This is a genomic window from Kitasatospora sp. NPDC043950 (assembly GCF_056435345.1).
Genome location: NZ_JBWKER010000039.1, coordinates 25160 through 41953 on the forward strand (window position 1 = coordinate 25160; position 16794 = coordinate 41953).

The window sequence follows — 16794 nt, forward strand, 5'->3', positions numbered from 1 at the left end:
GCGCTCCCCCCTCTGGGCGGGCTACTTCAGTTCTGCCCCAACCCCCAGTTCGGCCCCTGGTCCCGGACCAACGGGGAGTCGTTGCGGGTCGGGCCCAGGGGCACGGGCAGGGCTCAGGCCTGAGGTCAGGGGTTCTCCCGGTGCCGCCACCGCACCGGGTCGGCGGCGCTCGGCACCGACGCGTCGGCTCCCGGCGCTCCGGCCCCGGTCCGCGCCAGCGGCCGGTAGTCGGCGCACGACAGCACGAGCAACTCGTTGTCACCGGGCTGGAATTCGTAGTCCACCCGCTCCACGCGGCTCGTGATCCCGAGGACGTCCAGGTGTTGGCGCAACCCGTCCAGCTCCCCGTAGCGGACACCGGTGTCGTACACCATGACGGGGAAGAGCCGGACTTCGCGGCGGGCGATCCGGGCGAGTTCCAGGAGGGCCGCCAGGTGGAAGTCCCCGTCCAGCCGGTTGCCGTACGAGAAGAGCAGGTGCGAGCTGAGGACCAGGTCGAAGGAGTCGTCGGCGAACGGGAGTTCGGGCAGTGAGCCGGCGACGTAGCGGTCCGGGCGGGCGGCGATGTCGGCCTGGAAGTCGCGGGCGTTGGCGATCCACTGCCGGGTGAGGCGGTCGGGGTCGCCGTACCACGTCCAGACGAAGTCCGATGCCTCTCGGACCAGTTGGTCGCGCTTGTGCCGGGTCTCCCGTTCGACGAGGACGCCGAGGTCCTCCCGGTGGCGGGCGTACTCGCGGTCGACGGCCACCGCGTCGATGCCGCGCCGGCCGGCCTCGGCCGTGAAGCTGGCCGCGCCGCCCGGGCAGTCCAGGATGCGCCGGCCGGGGGCGAGGTCGCCGTCGGTGAGCGCGAACATCGCGCGGTACTCGTCGAAGCAGCGTGCGCTGACCAGCACGGTTCAGCCCCTCCCGATGTACGGCATGGTGGTGGGCAGGACGGTCAGGGACTGGACGTTGGTGTCCGGCGGCATCGAGGCCATCAGCAGGACGGCCTCGGTGAAGCGTTCCACCGGGATGGTCGCCTCGACCGCCATCGTGCCGTCCGCCTGCATGGCGGCGGGCTGCGGGCCGCCGTCGACCGGGGTGACGTTGCCGACGTCGATCTGGCCGACCGCGATGCCGTGCGCGCGGCCGTCCAGGGAGAGCACCTTGGTGAGGCCGAGGACGGCGTGCTTGGCGGCCGTGTAGGCGATGGAGTTGGGCCGCGGGACGTGGGCGGAGGGCGCGCCGTTGTTGATGATGCGCCCGCCCTGCGGGGACTGGGTGCTCATCACCCGGAAGGCCTCACGAGCGCAGAGGAAGCCCCCGGTGACGATGGTGTCCAGGACGCGGTTCCAGTCCTCGAACGGGGTCTCGGTGATGGGTCGGCGCGGGGCGGCGGCGCCGGCGTTGTTGAACAGCAGGTCGACCCGGCCGAAGCGGTCGCGGACGGCGTCGAACAGGGCCGCGACCTCCTCCGGTTGGCGGATGTCGGTCGGGACGGCCAGCACCCGGGCGGGGTCGACCTCCGCGAGGGCGATGGTCTCCTGGAGGGCGTCCTTGCGTCGCCCGGCCAGCGCGACGGACCAGCCTGCGCCCAGCAGGGCCAGGGACACGGCCCGGCCGAGCCCGCTGCCGCCGCCCGTGACGACGGCCGTCCGCCCGTGCGGCGCCTGTACGCTCCCGGTCACATGTCCTCCGTGTTCATCCAGATCCGCAGCATCCGCCGGGAGTTCGGCGCAGGCTCGTCCACGTAGGCCGAACGCCCGTGCAGGACCCGGCTGTTGCGGATGATCAGCAGGTCTCCGGCGGCCATCGGGAGGCCGAAGGCGATCTCGGGCCGGTAGAGCACCTCGTCGAGCACACCGAGCGCGTCCCACTGGCGGTCCGTCAGCGGCGGGCCGCCGCGGTCGGGGGACGAGCGGACGGTGCGGGTCTGGTAGTAGCAGGCGATGGTCCCGTCCTTCTGGGTGTAGAGGATCGGGGAGACCACGACCTGGGGCCCGGCCCGACCGGTCCGGTCGAAGGTCCAGTCCTCGGTGAGGGTGGCGAGGGCGTCCGGCCGCTCCCGCTTGATCAGGTCGTAGACGTGCCGCGCACTCGCCAGCTTGGTCAACCCTCCACCGTTGTAGGCGGGTTGGATGCAGAGCAGGACGAGCAGGTCGCAGGTGTCGCAGTGGAATCCGAGCTCGGTGTTGCCGTCGCCGTCCTGGTCGTGCAGCACCTGGGTGAGGTCGCCGCGCCCGTTCTGCGGGACGATCTCGCCGAAGTCCCGCAGCAGGAACGACAGGGCCGCCGCGACCTCCTCCTCCGGGGCGGTCGGATCCATCAGCCCGGTGACGTGGGCGACGCCGACGGAACGGGCACCGCCCTGGACGAGCGCGCGCAGCTTCGCCCGGACCGGCTCGGCCGCGCCCCACCGTCCGGCCCGCGCGTCCGCCCAGAGCAGTTGTCGCTCACCCTCGTCGAGCGGGAGCGACCACTGCTCCCGCCGCGCCTCCAACTCCTCGCTGCTCCAGCCGATTTCGGACACCGTGTCGTCGTACATGTGCGGAACCACTCCTCTCTACCGCTGGGCGGCGGCCGCCGCCACCGCCTTGGACCAGAGCGCCAGCGCCTCGTCGACCTGCCCGGCCGTGACGGTCAGGGCCGGGATCATCCTGACCACGTTCAGGTGGATACCGCAGATCAGCAGCAGCAGGCCGAGGTCAGCCGCCGCCTGCTGGGCGCGCTTGGCGGTGTCCGGGTCCGGAGAGCCGTCCGGGTGGCAGAACTCGTTGCCGATCATCAGCCCGAGGCCCCGGACGTCGGCGACGCCCGGCGCTCCGGCGGCGACCGCCCGCAGGCCGTCCAGCAGCCGCGATCCCTGTTCGGCGGCGTTGTCGACCAGCTGCTCGTCCCGGATGACGTCCAGCGTGGCCAGCGCGGCGGCGCAGGCCACCGGGTTGCCGCCGTAGGTGCCGCCCTGCGAGCCGGGCCGGGCCCGCCGCATCAGGTCGGTCGGCGCGGCGATCGCGGACAGCGGGAAGCCACTGGCCAGGCCCTTGGCCGTGATCAGGACGTCGGGCACCACGCCCTCGTGGTGCAGGTGGGCCCAGAACCGGCCGGTGCGGCCGAAGCCCGTCTGGATCTCGTCGACGACCAGCAGGATGCCGTGCCGGTCCGCGCGCTCGCGCAGCCCGGCGAGGAACCCGGCGGGCGCGGGCACGTAGCCTCCCTCGCCGAGCACCGGTTCGACGAACATCGCGGCGGTCTCGGAGGGGGCGCTGACGGTCGCGAGCACCTGGTCGAGTCCGCGCAGGGCGTGCTCCACGGCCTGCGCCTCGCTCAGCCCGAGGCTCAGACCGAGCCGGAAGGCGTCGGGGAACGGCGCCACCGCGACACCGGGCATCACCGGGCCGATGCCCGCGCGGAAGCGGCTGCCGGCCGTGGTGAGCGCGGCCGCGCCCATGGTGCGGCCGTGGAAGGAGCCCTCGAAGACGATCACGTTCTGCCGGCCGGTGGCGTGCCGGGCGAGCCGCAGCGCCGCCTCCACCGCCTCGGTGCCGGCGGTGGCGTAGAACAGCGAGTCCAGGCCTGGCGGCAGCACCTCGCCGAGCCGCTCGGTGAGGGTGAGCAGGGGGTCGTGCAGCACGGTGGTGTACTGGCCGTGGATCAGCCGGCCGGCCTGCTCGCGCACCGCCTCCACCACGCGCGGGTGGCAGTGGCCGGTGCTGGTCACCCCCACGCCGGAGGTGAAGTCGAGGTAGCGGCGGCCGTCGGCGTCGAAGAGGTGGAGTCCTTCGCCGCGGGTGGCGACGACGGGGGTGGCCTGCTTGAGCACCGGGGAGAGCTGGGACACGAGGTCCGCCTTCCATGGGTCTGGGGGTACGGGTCGGTGGGGGCGCGGCTCACGGGGCGCCGGCGCGGCGGACGGGGGTCGGTCCTACGCACGGGAGTCAGTGCGGCGGACGGGAGTCAGTGCGGCGGTGCGACGGGCGGCAGGTAGCCGGCCTCGGCGGCCCGGGTGAGCGCGGCCGACCACCACTGCGAGGTGGGCTCGGCGAACCGGACGCCCAGCCGGTCCAGCACGGAGGTGGTGTACGCGCGGTCCACGAGGACGTTGCGCTCCTCCTGGAGGGACCACGCGGCGGCCAGCCCCGCCGCCGTCGGGTGGTCGCGTTCGGCCCGGGCGATCGCCGCCGCGAAGGCCTCGTCGTCGGTGAGCCGGACGGGGTGGCCGTGGCCGGCGAGCCAGCGGACGAGCTCGTCGTGCGGCGTCTCGTGCGGGCTCTCGACGTGGTAGGCGCCGGGCGCGGCGTACGGGTCCAGCGCGATCGCGGCGATCCCGGCGGCCACGGTGTCGACGTAGGAGAACGCGTAGGTGGTGCGCGGCCGGCGCGGGGCGGCGCCGGCCAGCAGGTAGCCGCGGATCAGCTGGTAGATCCGGTTGTCGCCGATGTTGGCCTGGAAGGCGCCGGTCCGGCTGTGCGCCGCGATGTGGCCGCTGCGGTACAGGTAGGCGGCCCGCCCGGTGGCCGCCCAGGCGCGGACGGTCTGCTCGGCGGCGAACTTGGTCCGCTCGTACGGGGTGCGGAAGTGCTGGCCGATCCGCAGGTCGGCCTCGCTGAAGCGGCGGGGCGGGCCGTCCACGCCGCCCGCGACGGCGAGCGTGGAGACGTGGTGGACGCGGGCCGCCGGGGCGTGCTCGTCGATCCAGCCGAGCAGCCGCCGCACCGCGGTGTGGTTGGTCCGCTCCAGGTCGTCGGGCGAGGCCACCAGCCGGACGTCCGCGGCGGCGTGCACGACGAGCTGCGCGCCCCGGGCCCACGCCAGTCCGGCCGGGGACAGGCCCAGCCCCTCCCGGTCGATGTCCCCGGCGACGACCTGGATCCGGCCGTCGTCGGCGCCCGCGCCCAACCGCCGGACGGCGCCGGCGTCGTGCTCGGCCCGGACCAAGCAGGTGACGTGGGCGCCCCGCTGGACGAAGGCGTCGAGCAGGTGCCGCCCCAGGTAGCCGGTGGCGCCGGTGAGCAGTACCCGGGCGGGTTCGCGCACCGTGGTGCGGGCCGCCGGTACGGCGGGTGCCCGGGTGCCGGGGTGGAGCAGCTGGCCGGAGGTCGACAGCGGCGCCCGGACGGGACGGGTGGCGGTACCGGCACCGACACCGGCCTCGGCGGCCACCGTCCCGGCGAACGCGGCGACGATCCGCTCGGCGGCTGGGTGCGGCAGACCGGGCCACCCGTACACCAGGTCGGCGACCAGCCGGTTCTCCACGATGCGGGCGGTGAGCCGCAGGTCGTACAGCGGGTCTCCGCCGGTGCAACGGGCCACTCCGGCCTGCTCGTCCGCGACGGTCCAGTCCAGTGCGGGCTCGTCGGGCAGCCGGAAGGTGCCGAGGAAGTTGAACCCGACGGCGGAGCGGGTGCCGGGTGCGTCCATCGCCTGGACGGGGGCCTCGCGCAGGCGCTGCGCGGCCCCCTCGGGGCCGGCCGACGCCTCGACCACCAGCCGCTTGACGGCGGTGAACCAGCCGACGGTGTCCAGGAATTCGCCCGGATCGCCGGCGGTGTCCCGGCCGTGGGTCTCCACCTCGACGGGCAGCCGCGGGTGGCCGCTCCAGCCGGTCACGGCGTCGGCGAAGGCCGCCAGCAGGAAGGCCTCCAGGCCGGTCCCGCCGCCGTGGCGGCCGACCAGCCGAGCGGTGCCGTCCTCGTCGAGCGTCCAGCCGACGGCCGCCGGCTGCGCGCGGACCACGGACTCCGGCGCGGACTCCGGAGAAGGCGACACCGGCGCCGGGGGCGGCGGCGCGGCAGCGGCCCACTGGTAGAAGTCGGGGGTCGGCGGCAGGTCGGCCGGCTTCTGGTCGAGCACCGCCCGGTAGGCGTGGGCGAGGTCGTCCAGCAGGATGCGCCACGACAGCCCGTCGACCACCAGGTGGTGCGCGATCAGGGCGAGCCGGTCGTCGGTGCCGGGCGGGCCGGTGAACAGGTGGGCGCGCAGCAGCCGGCCGGCCAACGGGTCCAGGCTGCGGTGGAGTTCGGTGCAGACCCCGGCGACGGTCTCGGCGATCGGGGCCGTCCCGCGCGGGATCCGGGAGAACGACAGCGGGTCGAGGTCGGCCACCGGCCGGGGTGCGTCGTAGCCCTCCGGCGAGACGGGCCGCCGCAGCGCCGGGTGGCGTTCCAGGACGGCCGCGAGCGCGGCCGAGAGCGCGGCCGGGTCGACGGCCGTCCGGCAGCGCAGCAGGACGGACTGGTTCCAGTGCCGCAGGTCGTCGACGGACCGCTGGAGGTACAGCCACCGCTGCGCGGGGGCGAGTTGACTCCCCCGGTCGCCGCTTCCGGTCCGCCCGGCCGGAGCGGAGGCCGGAACCGGTACGGCTGCGGCGGCTGCGGCCAGGCCGTGCGCGGTCGGGTGCCGGTAGAAGTCGTCGTAGTGGACGCGCAGGCCCGACCGGCGCAGGAAGGCGACGGTGCGCATGGCGAGGATGGAGTCCCCGCCGAGGTCCAGCACGTCGGTGTGCGGCCCGACCCCGGGCAGGCCCAGTGCGGCCGCCCAGAACCCGGCGATCGATCGGGCCAGCGCGTCCCCGTCCGAGGACGGCCCCGACTCCGCCCGGGCCTCGACCAGCTCGGCGACCAGCTCGGCCAGCCGATCCCGGTCGAGCTTGCCGTTCGGCCCGACCGGGAACTCCGGCAGGGTCAGGATCGGCTGCGGCACGGAGTAGCCGGGCAGTCGGTCGCGCAGGTAGGAGCCGATCCCGGCCAGCCCGGCGCCGTCGGCCGACAACCGTACGGCGGCCAGGAGTTGGTTCCCCACGGCGGTCTCCCGGACCAGCACCGCGGACCGGGCGACGCCCGGGAAGTCGTCCATCGCCCGCTCGATCTCGGCGAGGTCGACCCGGTAGCCCCGGATCTTGACCTGGCGGTCCACCCGGCCGAGGAAGACCAGGCTCCCGTCCGCCCGGCGTCGACACAAGTCGCCCGTGCGGTACATGCGTTCACCGTCGTGGCGGACGAACCCGCGCGCCGTCTCGGCGGGCCGGCCGAAGTAACCGGCACTGACGCCCCGGCCGCCGATCAGCAGCTCCCCCACCGCGCCGTCGGGCACCGGCCGCCCGTCGCCGTCCAGCAGGGCGAGCCGCACCTCGCCGATCCCGGTGCCGATCGGGACGGTCGGCTCCTCGGCCGGCAGCTGGCGGGCGGTCGCGGCGAGGAAGCAGGTGGCGCCGACGGTCGTCTCGGTCGGGCCGTAGTGGTTGACCAGCCGGGCGGTGACGCCGGTGTCGAGCAGGGCGGCCGCGAACGGGCGCGGCAGCGCCTCCCCGCCGAGCAGCACGGTGTGCAGGGGCGGGGCGTCGCCGGGCCGGCCCTCCAGCAGGACGGTCAGGTGCGAGGGGGTGGTCTTCAGCACGGACACCCCGGCGCGCCGCAGCGACGCCCAGAACGCCTCCGGGTCGCGCACCTCGCCGTCCGGCACCACGTGCACCGAACCGCCGACCGCGAGGGCCAGCAGCCAGGCGGTGTGGCCGAGGTCGGCGGCCAGCGTGGTGACGTGCGCGACGCACGGGGCGTCGGCCTCGGTGAAGCCCAGCCGGTCGGCCAGCGCCCGCGCGTAGTGCACCGCGTTGGCGTGGGTGACGGCCACCGCCTTGGGCTCGCCGCTCGACCCCGAGGTGAAGGACAGGTACGCGGGGTCCTCGGCCGCACCGAACATCAGCTCCTCGGCCCCGCAGAGCATGAGGTCCTCGGCCCCGCCGGGCATGAGGTCACCGGTCGTACCGGGCACGCTGCCCGGCGCGTCGGGCAGGCCCTCGGGCCCGGCCAGCCGGTCGACGTCCACCACCTCGGCCGGATGGCCCTCCGGCCCGGGGAAGGCCGCCTCGGTGCTGAGCACCCGGCCGATCCGGACGGCCGCCAGCCTCCGGGCGAGGTCGGCCGCCGACCAGTCCGGGTCGGCCATCACCGCCGCCGCGCCCGAGCGCAGCACGCCGTGCAGCAGCACCAGCATGCGGGCGTCCCGGGGCCCGAGCAGGGCGACCCGGTCGCCCGGGCCGGTGCCGGACGCGGCCAGCCGGGCCGCGATCCGGCCGGCCGCGGCGTCGAGGGTGCGGTAGTCGAGGGTGCGGTCGCCGTCGGTCAGGGCGGTCCGGTCCGGGTGCTCCCGGGCGAGCCGTAACAGGAACCCGGACAGCGACCGGGCGGACGACGCGGCCCGGTTGGACGGCGTGGACGGTGCGGACGGCGTGGACCGGACGTGCTGCGTCGCGAAGGTCACTCCGGCTCGCCTCCCGTCCGGGCCGCCCGCCCGGCGCGGACCGGCCCCGTCGCGTGCGGGTCCACGACCAGGGGGTCGCCCGCGAGGAACGCGTCCAGGCGCGGCCGGTCGGGCAGGCGTCCGGCCAGCTCCCAGGCCAGCATGCGGTGCAGGCCGTCGATGTGGATCAGTCCCTCCCGGACCAGCAGGTCCGTGTAGTCGGGGTGGTCGACCGCGCCGGTGCTCAGGTAGACCGGGGTGAACGGGGCCCACCGCAGCAGCCGGAGCTTGGCGGCGCAGACCGGGTTCGCGGCCGACCAGGCGGCCTCGTCGGAGCGGATGCGCTCGGCCGCCTCGGCCACCGTCAGGCCGGAGCGGGGCACGAGTTCGCGCGCGCCGCCCTCGCTCAGGTGCCAGGGCAGGACGACGCCGAGGACGTCCGAGCGCGAGAGCCGGATGCGCCACCAGCCGCCGGGGATCCGGCCGGCGCGTTCGACGTTCTCCTCGCCGTCCCGGTTGCTGTTCGCCTCGTGGGCGCGCTCCACCGGGTGGTCCCGCAGGTAGGCGTGGTGGACCTCGGCGTAGGCGACGGCGGTGACGATCTCCACGCGGTGCTCCTCAGACAGTTCCGATCATGCTGTTCCGGCCAGGGCGTTCCGGTCAGGCGGTTCCGATCGAACAGTTCCGGTCAGGCGGTTCCGACGTACTCGGTGAAGTGCCGTTCCGCGAACAGCTCCGGCCACCGGCCCTCCGCCAGGCCGAGTTCACGGGCCCGGGCGAGCATCAGCCGCCAGTGCGGCTTCACCGGGCGCCAGCGCGCCCCCACCTGGCAGTAGGACGCGTCGATGAAGTACCGGGGCCTGCCCGGGCCGTCCGGCGCCGGTCTGCGGGTGTGGAACAGCGCCGAGTTGAGAAGCACCGTGGAGCCGGGCGGCAGCCGGTCGATGACCACCTCGCCGGGCAGTTCGGCGGTGCCGTGGTGGGCGTACGCCGTCTTCCCGACGGTACGCCGGTGCGAGCCGGGCAGGACGGCCAGGCTGCCGACCTTCTCGTCGAGGCCGCCGAGGTAGTGCAGCGCGTGGACCATCAGCAGCGACGGGTCGGCGCGGTCGTTGGGCTCGCAGTCGTGGTGCCAGGCCTTGCCGGGGATCCCCGGGGCCTGGCGGTCGCTGTGCAGGTGGTGGAAGACGAAGGACGGCCCCATCAGACCGGACAGCGTCCGTAAGAGCGGTGGGTGGGTGAGGAGTTCGCCGTGGGCCGGCAGTTCCAGTTCCAGCACCGGGGGCGGGCCGTGCCGGGCGGGGTCGGTGCAGGCGGCGATCGAGCGGGCCCGTAGGCCCTCGTCCACCCAGCGGTCGACCTCGGGGGCCAGCCTGGCCCCGAGCGGCTCCGGCACCAGGCCGGGCAGGACCAGGTATCCGGATTCCAGGAACTGACGGTGTTGCTCGGTGTCTAGGGCTTCACGCCCTCCGGAAGTCTGCGTCACCGAACCGGCCCCCTCCTTCCGGATGACGGGTCGCACAGTCGGGCACGGCGGATGGGACCTGAACGGGTTCTATGAAACGCACGGGATCATCCAGACCTCGGGTGGCGCCGGGTTCGTCCGTCGTCGCCACAGCTGACACACGTTCACCACGAAAGGGCACGAGTTGATCACGCAAGGTAGTCCGCTGAGGAGTATGAACCGTTGTTCGTGTCCACCACAAGACCATCGCCGACTCCTGGACATCTTCCCGCCACCGTGACGTTCAGCTCCAGCCACCGATCTACTCGTTCCCCACCCGAAACTCCGGACCCATTGAGCCCCGGTGATTCGCCGCTGGCACAGCGGATGCGGCACAGTGACGTCATGAGCGGCGACACCAGGAGTCACGAGAGCGCCGGGCGGGGCCCCGTGACCAGGCGCCGTCCGGTCCAGCAGCGCAGCCAGGAGCGGTACGGCCGGATCCTCGACGCCTGCGCCGGGCTGCTCGACGAGGTCGGCGCCACCGCGCTCACCACGAAGCAGGTCGCCCAGCGCGCCCAGGTGCCGATCGGCACCCTGTACCAGTTCTTCGCCGGCAAGGAGGACCTGCTGGCCGCCCTCGCCGGCCGCAACCTCGACCGCTACCTCCAGCGGCTCGACCACCGGCTGGCGACCGCCGCGCCCCTCGGCCCGGCCGGGTTCACCGACCTCGCGGTGGAGGAGTTCGTCGCGATGAAGCGCGCGGTGCCCGGATTCGGCCAGCTCGACTTCGGCCTCGCCAACGCGACCGCCCCCGCCGGGCTGCGGGACGACCGGCACCTGCTCGACCCGGGCGTGGACAACAACACCGCCGTCGCGCTGCGCCTCCAGGCGCTCGGCGGCGAGGTGTTCGCCACCGGCGACCCGGCGGCGCTCACCCTCGCCCTGCGGGTCGCCCTGGAGGCCGCCGACGCGGTGCTCAAGCTGGCCTTCCGCGGCGATCCGCAGGGCGATCCGGCGCTGATCGCCGAGTGCAAGCGGCTGGTCCGCGCCTACCTCGCGGAGCAGCCGCCCGTTGGCTGAGACCGGTCCCCGCCCGCCCCTCGGGTCCCGCCTCGCCCCCGTGTCCCGCCCGCCCGCGCCGTTGCGAGCCCGTCGCCGCAGCAGCACAGTGGAAAGCGGAACGGCCGCGGAGGCGGCCGCCACGACCCGAGGAGCAGACCATGCACGCAGCGGTAGGTGACCAGCTCCACATCCACAGCAGGTCGGTGGGCATGACGGACCAGAAGGGAGAGATCGTCGAGGTGCGCGGCGTCGACGGCGAACCGCCGTACATGGTCCGCTTCGAGGACGGCCACGAAGGTCTGATCTACCCCGGCCCCGACTGCGCCATCGAGCACCGCCCGGCGGACCGCTGACCGACTCCCCCGCCGCCCCGCACCCCACCCGGGCGGGGTGGTGAGCAGCGGCGCGAGCCCGGCGAGCGTTCCGGGCAGCGGGGCCGTGGGGGCAGCCGGCCCATCCGGGTGGCCGCGCGGCTCAGCGCAGCGGGAACACCTCGAACGGCGCCGCGAACCGCACCCCGAGCCGGCCGCCCGCTCCCCGCCCGGCACCCTCCAGGAACTCGCGTGCGTCCGCCATCTCACCGCCCAGCCCGCCCAGCCCGGCCAGGTACGCCTTGTGCTCCTCCAGCGAGGCCACGCCCAGGTCGAAGTGCTCGGTGGTGTCCACCGCGTGACCCGACTCCGGCGAGGCCGCCGCCCACACCTGCCGGACGCCGTTCCACGGCTCGTGACCCTCGGCCAGCAGCTCCCGGAACACCCACCGGTTACCGGCGTCCCGAGCCGCGTCCAGGGCGGCCCGCCCGACCGCGATGTGGTCGGCCTGGTTGGGGGCGGTCCCGCCGTACGTCTCCCGGAAGTTGCTGGTGATCACGATGTCCGGCCGGTGCCGGCGCACCGCCCGGGCGATGTCGCGGCGCAGCGGCAGCCCGTACTCCACCATCCCGTCCGGGTACCCGAGGAACTCGACCACGTCGACGCCGACCACCCGCGCCGAGGCGATCTGTTCCGCCTCCCGCAGCGGCCCGCACTCCTCGGGGTCCATCGAGTCGATCCCGGCCTCGCCGCTGGTGACCATCACGTAGACGACCTTCTTGCCCTGCGACGTCCACCGTGCGACGGCCGCGGCGGCGCCGTACTCCATGTCGTCCGGGTGCGCGACGACGGCCAGCGCGGTCCGCCAGTCCTCGTCGACGGGCTGGTAGGGCTCGACGGCCTGCTCACTCATGGTGCTCGTCCCTCTCGGCTCGGCTCACAGTCGCCTGGTCCTACGGTCGTTCCGCAGGCGACTCTAGAAGACCCCCACACCCACACCCCGTCGGACACCCTCCCGGGCCGGCGGGGTTGCCCCTGACGCACGGGTCAGGGGTTAGCGTCCGGGCACCCGCGGTGGATCGGCCGCCGCGTCGGTTCTGGAGGAGTGCTGCGATGACGCTGCCCACGACGGCCCGGGTCGTCCGGTTGGTCACCGAGCCGGGCGGGTTGCCCGGGCCCGGGGACTTCGCGGTGGTGGAGGAGCCGTTGCCGGCGCCGGGGACGGGCGAGGTGGTCGTCCGCAATCGGGCCTTCCTGGTCTTCCCGGGCCTGCGCACGCTGATCGGGGGCGAGCTCACGGGGGCGCCGTTGCCGGCGATCGGGCCCGGGGACGCGCTGTACGGGCCGGCCCTCGGGGAGGTGCTGGCCGCTCCGGCGGGCGGGCCCCTTCGGCCGGGCGACCTGGTCACCCACCTGCGGGGGTGGCGGGACCTCGTGGTCGCGGACGCCGCAGGGTTCACTCCGGTCGACCCGGGGTTCCCGGACCCGGTGGCGCTGCTCTCCCCCGGCACGGCCGGCTACGGCGGGCTGACCCGCTGCGCCGGGGTGCGCCCGGGGGACGTGGTGCTGGTGACCGGCGCGGCGGGCGCGGTCGGCACGCTGGCCGGGCAGGTCGCCCGGCTGCTGGGCGCCTCCCGGGTGATCGGCACCACCGGCTCCCCCGCCAAGGCGAAGCGGCTCACCGCCGAACTCGGCTACGACGCGGTACTGGTGCGCGGCGAGCGGCCGTTCGCCGCGCAGCTGGCCGAGGCCGCGCCGGAGGGCGTCGACGTGCTGCTGGACCTGGTCGGCGGGGAGCAGCTGACGGCCGCCGTCGACGCGGCCCGGCCGGGGGCCCGGTTCGCCCTGGTCGGCGCGCTGTCCGGGCAGTTGGCGCCGGAGCGGCGGGGCGGCAGTTCGCCGGCTCTCGTGGACAGCTTCCGGGTGATCATGCTGGGCCTGACCCTGCGCGGCTTCACCGGCGTGGACCAACCGGACCTGGAGGCCGAGTGGCGGCAGCGGTTCGGCGGCTGGCTGCGCACCGGCGAGATCGTCTTCCCGTCGACGCGGGTGGCGGGCATCGACCAGGCGCCGCAGGCGTTGCGGAGGTTGTTCGACGGGGACACCTTCGGGGCGACGATCGTCGACCTCGCATAGCACCGAGGAGGAACGGCCATGCGGATCGGGGACGCGGCGGCAGCGGCGGGCACCACGCCCAGGGCACTGCGCTTCTACGAGCAGCGGGGGCTGCTGCCGCCGCCGGCCCGGTCCGCCTCGGGCCAGCGCGAGTACGGGCCGATCGAGGTCGCCCGGGTGCGGGCGATCCGCCGGCTGCTGGCCGTCGGGCTGACCGTCGACGACCTGGCCAGCCGCCCGCACCGCCTGGACCTGCTCACCGAGGAGCCGCCGCGCCGCTGCTCGGACTCCCCCGGCCTGGAGACCTTCGCCCCCGTGGTCACCGCCCGGCTCGCCGCCCTGGACGCCGAGATCGCCCGGCTGACCGCCCTGCGCGAGCGCCTCGCCCGGCACGTCGCCGCCGGGGGCGCGGACCTGCCGGGCTGACCCGGTCCACCGTCCGGAACGCGGCTCGCCCGGAACGCCGCGACGGGGCAGGCGCGGCGTTCCGGGCGAGGTCTGCGGGGGGAGCTAGCTGGCGTCCGGGGCGAGTCGGCCGTCGAGGGGCTCGGGGTGGGGCTCGGGGCGGGGCTCCGGGGCGGGCCAGCCGATCCGGGTGGCGCAGAGCGAGACGACCGCGGCGGAGACGGCGACGGCGGCCATGCCCCACACCAGGCTGGTGGCGTCGGCGATGAAGCCGATCACGGCGGGCCCGGCGAGCAGCCCGGTGGTGCCCATCGCGGCGACCAGGGAGAGCGCGTCCGAGCCCTGGCGGGCCGCGGCGACGTAGACGCACGGGGTGACCGCCGCGACGCCGAGGCCGACGCAGGCGAAGCCGATCAGGGTCGGCACGACGCCGCCGACGAGCAGCGCGAGGGCCAGTCCGGCGCCGGCCAGCAGGCTGCCGGTCCGCACGATCCGGCCGTCGCCGAAGCGGGTGCGCCAGCCGTCCGCGAAGATCCGGGCGAGCACCATCATCACCGAGACGACGGCGATGCCCAGCGGGGCGAGCCCGGCACCGGCGTTCACGACGTCCTTGAGGTAGAGCGCGGACCAGTCGTTCATGGCGCCCTCGGTGACGGTGCCGAACACCATCGCCAGGCCCATCCAGAGGGTCGCCGCGGCCGGGAGGACGAAGCGGCGGCGGTCCTTCTTCGCGGCCGGTGCCTGCTCCTGGTCCGACCCGTCCTGCGCCGCGGCCGGCGCGTCGTCCGTGAGCAGTCCGGGCCGGGCGGCCACGACCAGCACCGCGAGCAGCGCGGCGGCGACCCCGAAGTGCACGGCGAGCGTGCCGGTGAAGGCGGTGACGCCGGAGGCGAGCAGCGCGGCGAGCAGCGAGCCGGCGCTGAAGGTGGCGTGCAGGCGGGACATGGTGGTCCGCGCGTAGCGGGCCTCCAGCGCCGCGCCCTGGGCGTTCATCGCGACGTTCAGGCAGCCCACGGCGACGCCGTCGCAGAACAGCACCAGCAGGGTGAGCGGGTAGTCGGGCACCACGGACAGGGCGACCAGGACGACGCCGAGGGCGAGCGCGGAGAGCACGGACAGCAGGCGGGAGCCGAACCGCCGCATCAGCACCGCGACCAGCGGGAAGGACACCGCGGCGCCGACCCCGCAGGTCATCAGCAGCAGGCCGATCTGGGCCTCGCCGAGGTCGAGCCTGGTCTTCAGCGCGGGGATCCGGGAGACCCAGGTCGCGTACTGGAATCCGAGCAGGAAGAACAGTGCGGCGATGGCCAGTTGGGACCGGCGGAAGTCGTCGCGAACGGGGGACATGTGCATCAGCCCACTTCGGCTCTGGGTGGGAACCCGGGGGACGGGTCGGTGGAGGAGGTCAACGCCTGGACGGCGGCCGGGACGGCGGCCGGGGCCTGGACGGCGACAGAAGCAGCGGCCGGGCCCAGCGGCATCGCCATGTAGAGCGCCTCGGGGCCGTAGCTCCCGGGCAGTCCGATCTCGGGGCGGGCGCGGTAGCCCAGTGGGGCCCACACCACCTGCGAGCCGCGGACGGCGACCAGGGACATGGTGCGGTAGCCGCGGGCCCGGGCGGTCTCCTCCAGGCCGCGCAGCATCCGGTGGGCCAGGCCGCGGCCGCGCAGCTCCTCGGCGACGACCAGGTCGTGGAGGTGCATGTTGGTCGCGCGGACCCCGCCGGCCTCGGCCCGGCTGAGGTCCGGGCACCGGAACAGCGGATAGGGCAGGGCCAGCAGGTAGCCGCCGAGGCCGTCGGCGTGCTCCAGGACGAAGCAGGTGTCGGGCGAGGCGCGGTGGCGGGAGCGCAGCGCCTCGCGGCCTTCGGACAGGCCGCTGGCAGCGTAGGCGCGCTCCTCCAGCGCGACGACGCCGTCCCAGTCGTCCTCCTGGAGCAGCCGGATGCGGAGGTCGGTCATCTGCCGGTGTCTCCGTCCGGGCCGCCGGTCCCGCCGATGCAGGTGTAGGGCAGCGGCTCGAAGCCGTTGAACCCCTGGGTGGTGTAGGCGGTGGCGTAGGCGCCGCAGGAAAGGATCCAGACCGGTTCGCCGGAGGCGATCGCGCGCGGGACGCGGACCAGGCCGTCCTCCTGGGCGTACGCGTCGTCGCTGTCGCAGGTCGGGCCGGCGACGACGGCGTTGACGAACTGGCCGCCGGGGTGGGTGGGGAATTCGAGCCGGTACTGGAGCTCGTCCATCTCGTACAGGCCGTTGAACTTGCCGCAGCTCAGGAAGAGCCAGTCCTCGCGGGTGCCGTCGAGCTGGTGCCGGGAGGAGAGCCGGGCGACGTGGGCGCGGATGGCGCCGTGGTCGGCGACCAGGTGCCGGCCGGGCTCCAGCAGGAACTCCAGCGGCGCGGCGTTGACGGTGCGCAGCCGGTCCATGCCCTCGCGGATGACCGCGAACATCTTGTCCAGCGGCGGGTCGAGCGGGCGGCCGTGCCGGTCCAGGACGCCGAGGGCGGGCAGGCCGCCGCCGAGGTTGATCCGCTGCGGGGTGATGCCGCGCCAGTTGAGCGCCTCCAGGACGGCGGCGAGCGAGTCCACGGCGGCGCCCCAGGCTTCGGCGGTCATCTGCTGGGAGCCGACGTGCACGGAGAGTCCGGACGGGGTGAGGCCGGCCGAGCGGGCGGCGTCCAGGACGCGCAGGGCGTCCTCGGGCGAGCAGCCGAACTTGCGGCTCAGGCCCCACAGGGCGCCGTCGCCCGAGGTGGCGACCCGGCAGAACACCCGGGAGCCGGGGGCATGTTCGGCGATGGCGGCGACGTCCTCCAGGCTGTCGGTGGCGAAGTCGCGCACGCCCAGTCGGTAGGCCTCGGCGATGTTGCGGTCGGACTTGATGGTGTTGCCGTAGTGGATGCGGTCGGGGCTCACCCCGGTGCGCAGGGCCTGGGCGATCTCCTGGGGGCTGGCCGCGTCGAAGCCGGAGCCGAGGGCGGCGAGGCGCCCGAGCACCTCGTCCACCGGGCAGGCCTTCATGGCGAACCGGACGGCGACGTCGGGCAGTTCGCCGATCAGGTCGGTGTACTGGCGCTCGATGCCGTCGAGGTCGTAGATGATCCGGTCGTCGGTGGCAGCGGCGAGGGCGGCGCGGATCGCCGTCCGGTCGTGCGCGGCCGGGTCGGGCGCGACGCCGGTGTGGGCGGTGGTGTGGTGCGCCGGGGCGCGGTGGGCGATGGTCTGACGTATCACGAATG

General features: G+C 74.8%; 15 protein-coding genes. 4 read left to right on the plus strand and 11 right to left on the minus strand.

Features of this window, described 5'->3' with window-relative positions; all coding sequences use genetic code 11:
• Positions 1 to 125 precede the first annotated feature (125 nt).
• From AC07BF_RS25000 to AC07BF_RS25030, 7 genes are all read right to left on the minus strand, one after another.
• Positions 126 to 896: a class I SAM-dependent methyltransferase gene (locus tag AC07BF_RS25000; RefSeq protein ID WP_363585772.1), complete on the minus strand. Its 771-nt coding sequence runs from the start codon at positions 894 to 896 to the stop codon at positions 126 to 128.
• Positions 897 to 899: 3 nt separating this feature from the next.
• Positions 900 to 1670 carry an SDR family oxidoreductase gene (locus AC07BF_RS25005; RefSeq protein ID WP_363585773.1) on the minus strand — a complete coding sequence of 257 codons (771 nt, stop codon included), beginning with the start codon at positions 1668 to 1670 and terminating at the stop codon, positions 900 to 902.
• Positions 1667 to 2527 carry a TauD/TfdA family dioxygenase gene (locus AC07BF_RS25010; protein ID WP_363585774.1) on the minus strand — a complete coding sequence of 287 codons (861 nt, stop codon included), beginning with the start codon at positions 2525 to 2527 and terminating at the stop codon, positions 1667 to 1669. Before AC07BF_RS25010 ends, AC07BF_RS25005 begins: the two co-directional genes overlap by 4 nt.
• Before the next feature lie 18 nt (positions 2528 to 2545).
• Positions 2546 to 3820, minus strand: a complete 1275-nt coding sequence (locus tag AC07BF_RS25015) for an aspartate aminotransferase family protein (RefSeq protein WP_363585775.1) — start codon at positions 3818 to 3820, stop codon at positions 2546 to 2548.
• Between the two features lie 116 nt (positions 3821 to 3936).
• A complete protein-coding gene (locus AC07BF_RS25020; protein ID WP_363585776.1) occupies positions 3937 to 8238 on the minus strand; it encodes an amino acid adenylation domain-containing protein in 4302 nt (1433 codons plus the stop codon).
• Positions 8235 to 8825: a DUF6309 family protein gene (locus AC07BF_RS25025; RefSeq protein WP_363585777.1), complete on the minus strand. Its 591-nt coding sequence runs from the start codon at positions 8823 to 8825 to the stop codon at positions 8235 to 8237. Before AC07BF_RS25025 ends, AC07BF_RS25020 begins: the two co-directional genes overlap by 4 nt.
• 80 nt (positions 8826 to 8905) lie before the next feature.
• On the minus strand, positions 8906 to 9703 hold the full coding sequence (locus AC07BF_RS25030; RefSeq protein ID WP_363585778.1) for a phytanoyl-CoA dioxygenase family protein: 798 nt from the start codon (positions 9701 to 9703) through the stop codon (positions 8906 to 8908).
• A gap of 363 nt (positions 9704 to 10066) precedes the next feature.
• On the opposite strand from AC07BF_RS25030, the gene AC07BF_RS25035 reads away from it, so the two are divergent.
• Positions 10067 to 10744 carry a TetR/AcrR family transcriptional regulator gene (locus AC07BF_RS25035; RefSeq protein WP_363585779.1) on the plus strand — a complete coding sequence of 226 codons (678 nt, stop codon included), beginning with the start codon at positions 10067 to 10069 and terminating at the stop codon, positions 10742 to 10744.
• Between the two features lie 140 nt (positions 10745 to 10884).
• Positions 10885 to 11079, plus strand: a complete 195-nt coding sequence (locus AC07BF_RS25040) for a DUF1918 domain-containing protein (RefSeq protein WP_363585780.1) — start codon at positions 10885 to 10887, stop codon at positions 11077 to 11079.
• A gap of 121 nt (positions 11080 to 11200) precedes the next feature.
• On the opposite strand, the gene AC07BF_RS25045 is transcribed toward AC07BF_RS25040, so the two are convergent.
• A complete protein-coding gene (locus tag AC07BF_RS25045; protein ID WP_363585781.1) occupies positions 11201 to 11950 on the minus strand; it encodes a PIG-L deacetylase family protein in 750 nt (249 codons plus the stop codon).
• A gap of 200 nt (positions 11951 to 12150) precedes the next feature.
• Here AC07BF_RS25045 and AC07BF_RS25050 point away from each other — a divergent pair, with 200 nt between their 5' ends.
• Positions 12151 to 13173, plus strand: a complete 1023-nt coding sequence (locus tag AC07BF_RS25050; RefSeq protein WP_363585782.1) for an MDR family NADP-dependent oxidoreductase — start codon at positions 12151 to 12153, stop codon at positions 13171 to 13173.
• 18 nt (positions 13174 to 13191) lie between these two features.
• Positions 13192 to 13578, plus strand: coding sequence for a MerR family transcriptional regulator (locus AC07BF_RS25055; protein WP_363585783.1), 387 nt, complete (start codon positions 13192 to 13194; stop codon positions 13576 to 13578).
• An 84-nt stretch (positions 13579 to 13662) separates the two neighbouring features.
• Here the strand turns inward: AC07BF_RS25055 and AC07BF_RS25060 are convergent, their stop codons facing one another.
• The 3 genes from AC07BF_RS25060 to AC07BF_RS25070 are packed head-to-tail and all read right to left on the minus strand — an operon-like array spanning position 13663 to position 16693.
• Complete coding sequence (locus AC07BF_RS25060) at positions 13663 to 14904, minus strand: MFS transporter (protein WP_363585784.1); 1242 nt, start codon at positions 14902 to 14904, stop codon at positions 13663 to 13665.
• 5 nt (positions 14905 to 14909) lie between these two features.
• The gene (locus AC07BF_RS25065; RefSeq protein ID WP_363585785.1) at positions 14910 to 15518 is read right to left on the minus strand and encodes a GNAT family N-acetyltransferase; all 609 of its coding nucleotides are present in this window, start codon (positions 15516 to 15518) and stop codon (positions 14910 to 14912) included.
• A complete protein-coding gene (locus tag AC07BF_RS25070; protein WP_363585846.1) occupies positions 15515 to 16693 on the minus strand; it encodes a type III PLP-dependent enzyme in 1179 nt (392 codons plus the stop codon). The genes AC07BF_RS25065 and AC07BF_RS25070 overlap by 4 nt, the downstream gene beginning before the upstream one ends.
• Between the last annotated feature and the right edge of the window lie 101 nt (positions 16694 to 16794).

Excerpts from the sequence above, each read along its gene's own strand:
- AC07BF_RS25045 (WP_363585781.1), bottom strand. The coding sequence starts at position 11,950 with ATGAGTGAGCAGGCCGTCGAGCCCTACCAGCCCGTCGACGAGGACTGG.
- AC07BF_RS25065 (WP_363585785.1), bottom strand. The coding sequence starts at position 15,518 with ATGACCGACCTCCGCATCCGGCTGCTCCAGGAGGACGACTGGGACGGC.
- AC07BF_RS25060 (WP_363585784.1), bottom strand. The coding sequence starts at position 14,904 with ATGTCCCCCGTTCGCGACGACTTCCGCCGGTCCCAACTGGCCATCGCC.
- AC07BF_RS25035 (WP_363585779.1), top strand. The coding sequence starts at position 10,067 with ATGAGCGGCGACACCAGGAGTCACGAGAGCGCCGGGCGGGGCCCCGTG.
- AC07BF_RS25010 (WP_363585774.1), bottom strand. The coding sequence starts at position 2,527 with ATGTACGACGACACGGTGTCCGAAATCGGCTGGAGCAGCGAGGAGTTG.
- AC07BF_RS25050 (WP_363585782.1), top strand. The coding sequence starts at position 12,151 with ATGACGCTGCCCACGACGGCCCGGGTCGTCCGGTTGGTCACCGAGCCG.
- AC07BF_RS25055 (WP_363585783.1), top strand. The coding sequence starts at position 13,192 with ATGCGGATCGGGGACGCGGCGGCAGCGGCGGGCACCACGCCCAGGGCA.
- AC07BF_RS25040 (WP_363585780.1), top strand. The coding sequence starts at position 10,885 with ATGCACGCAGCGGTAGGTGACCAGCTCCACATCCACAGCAGGTCGGTG.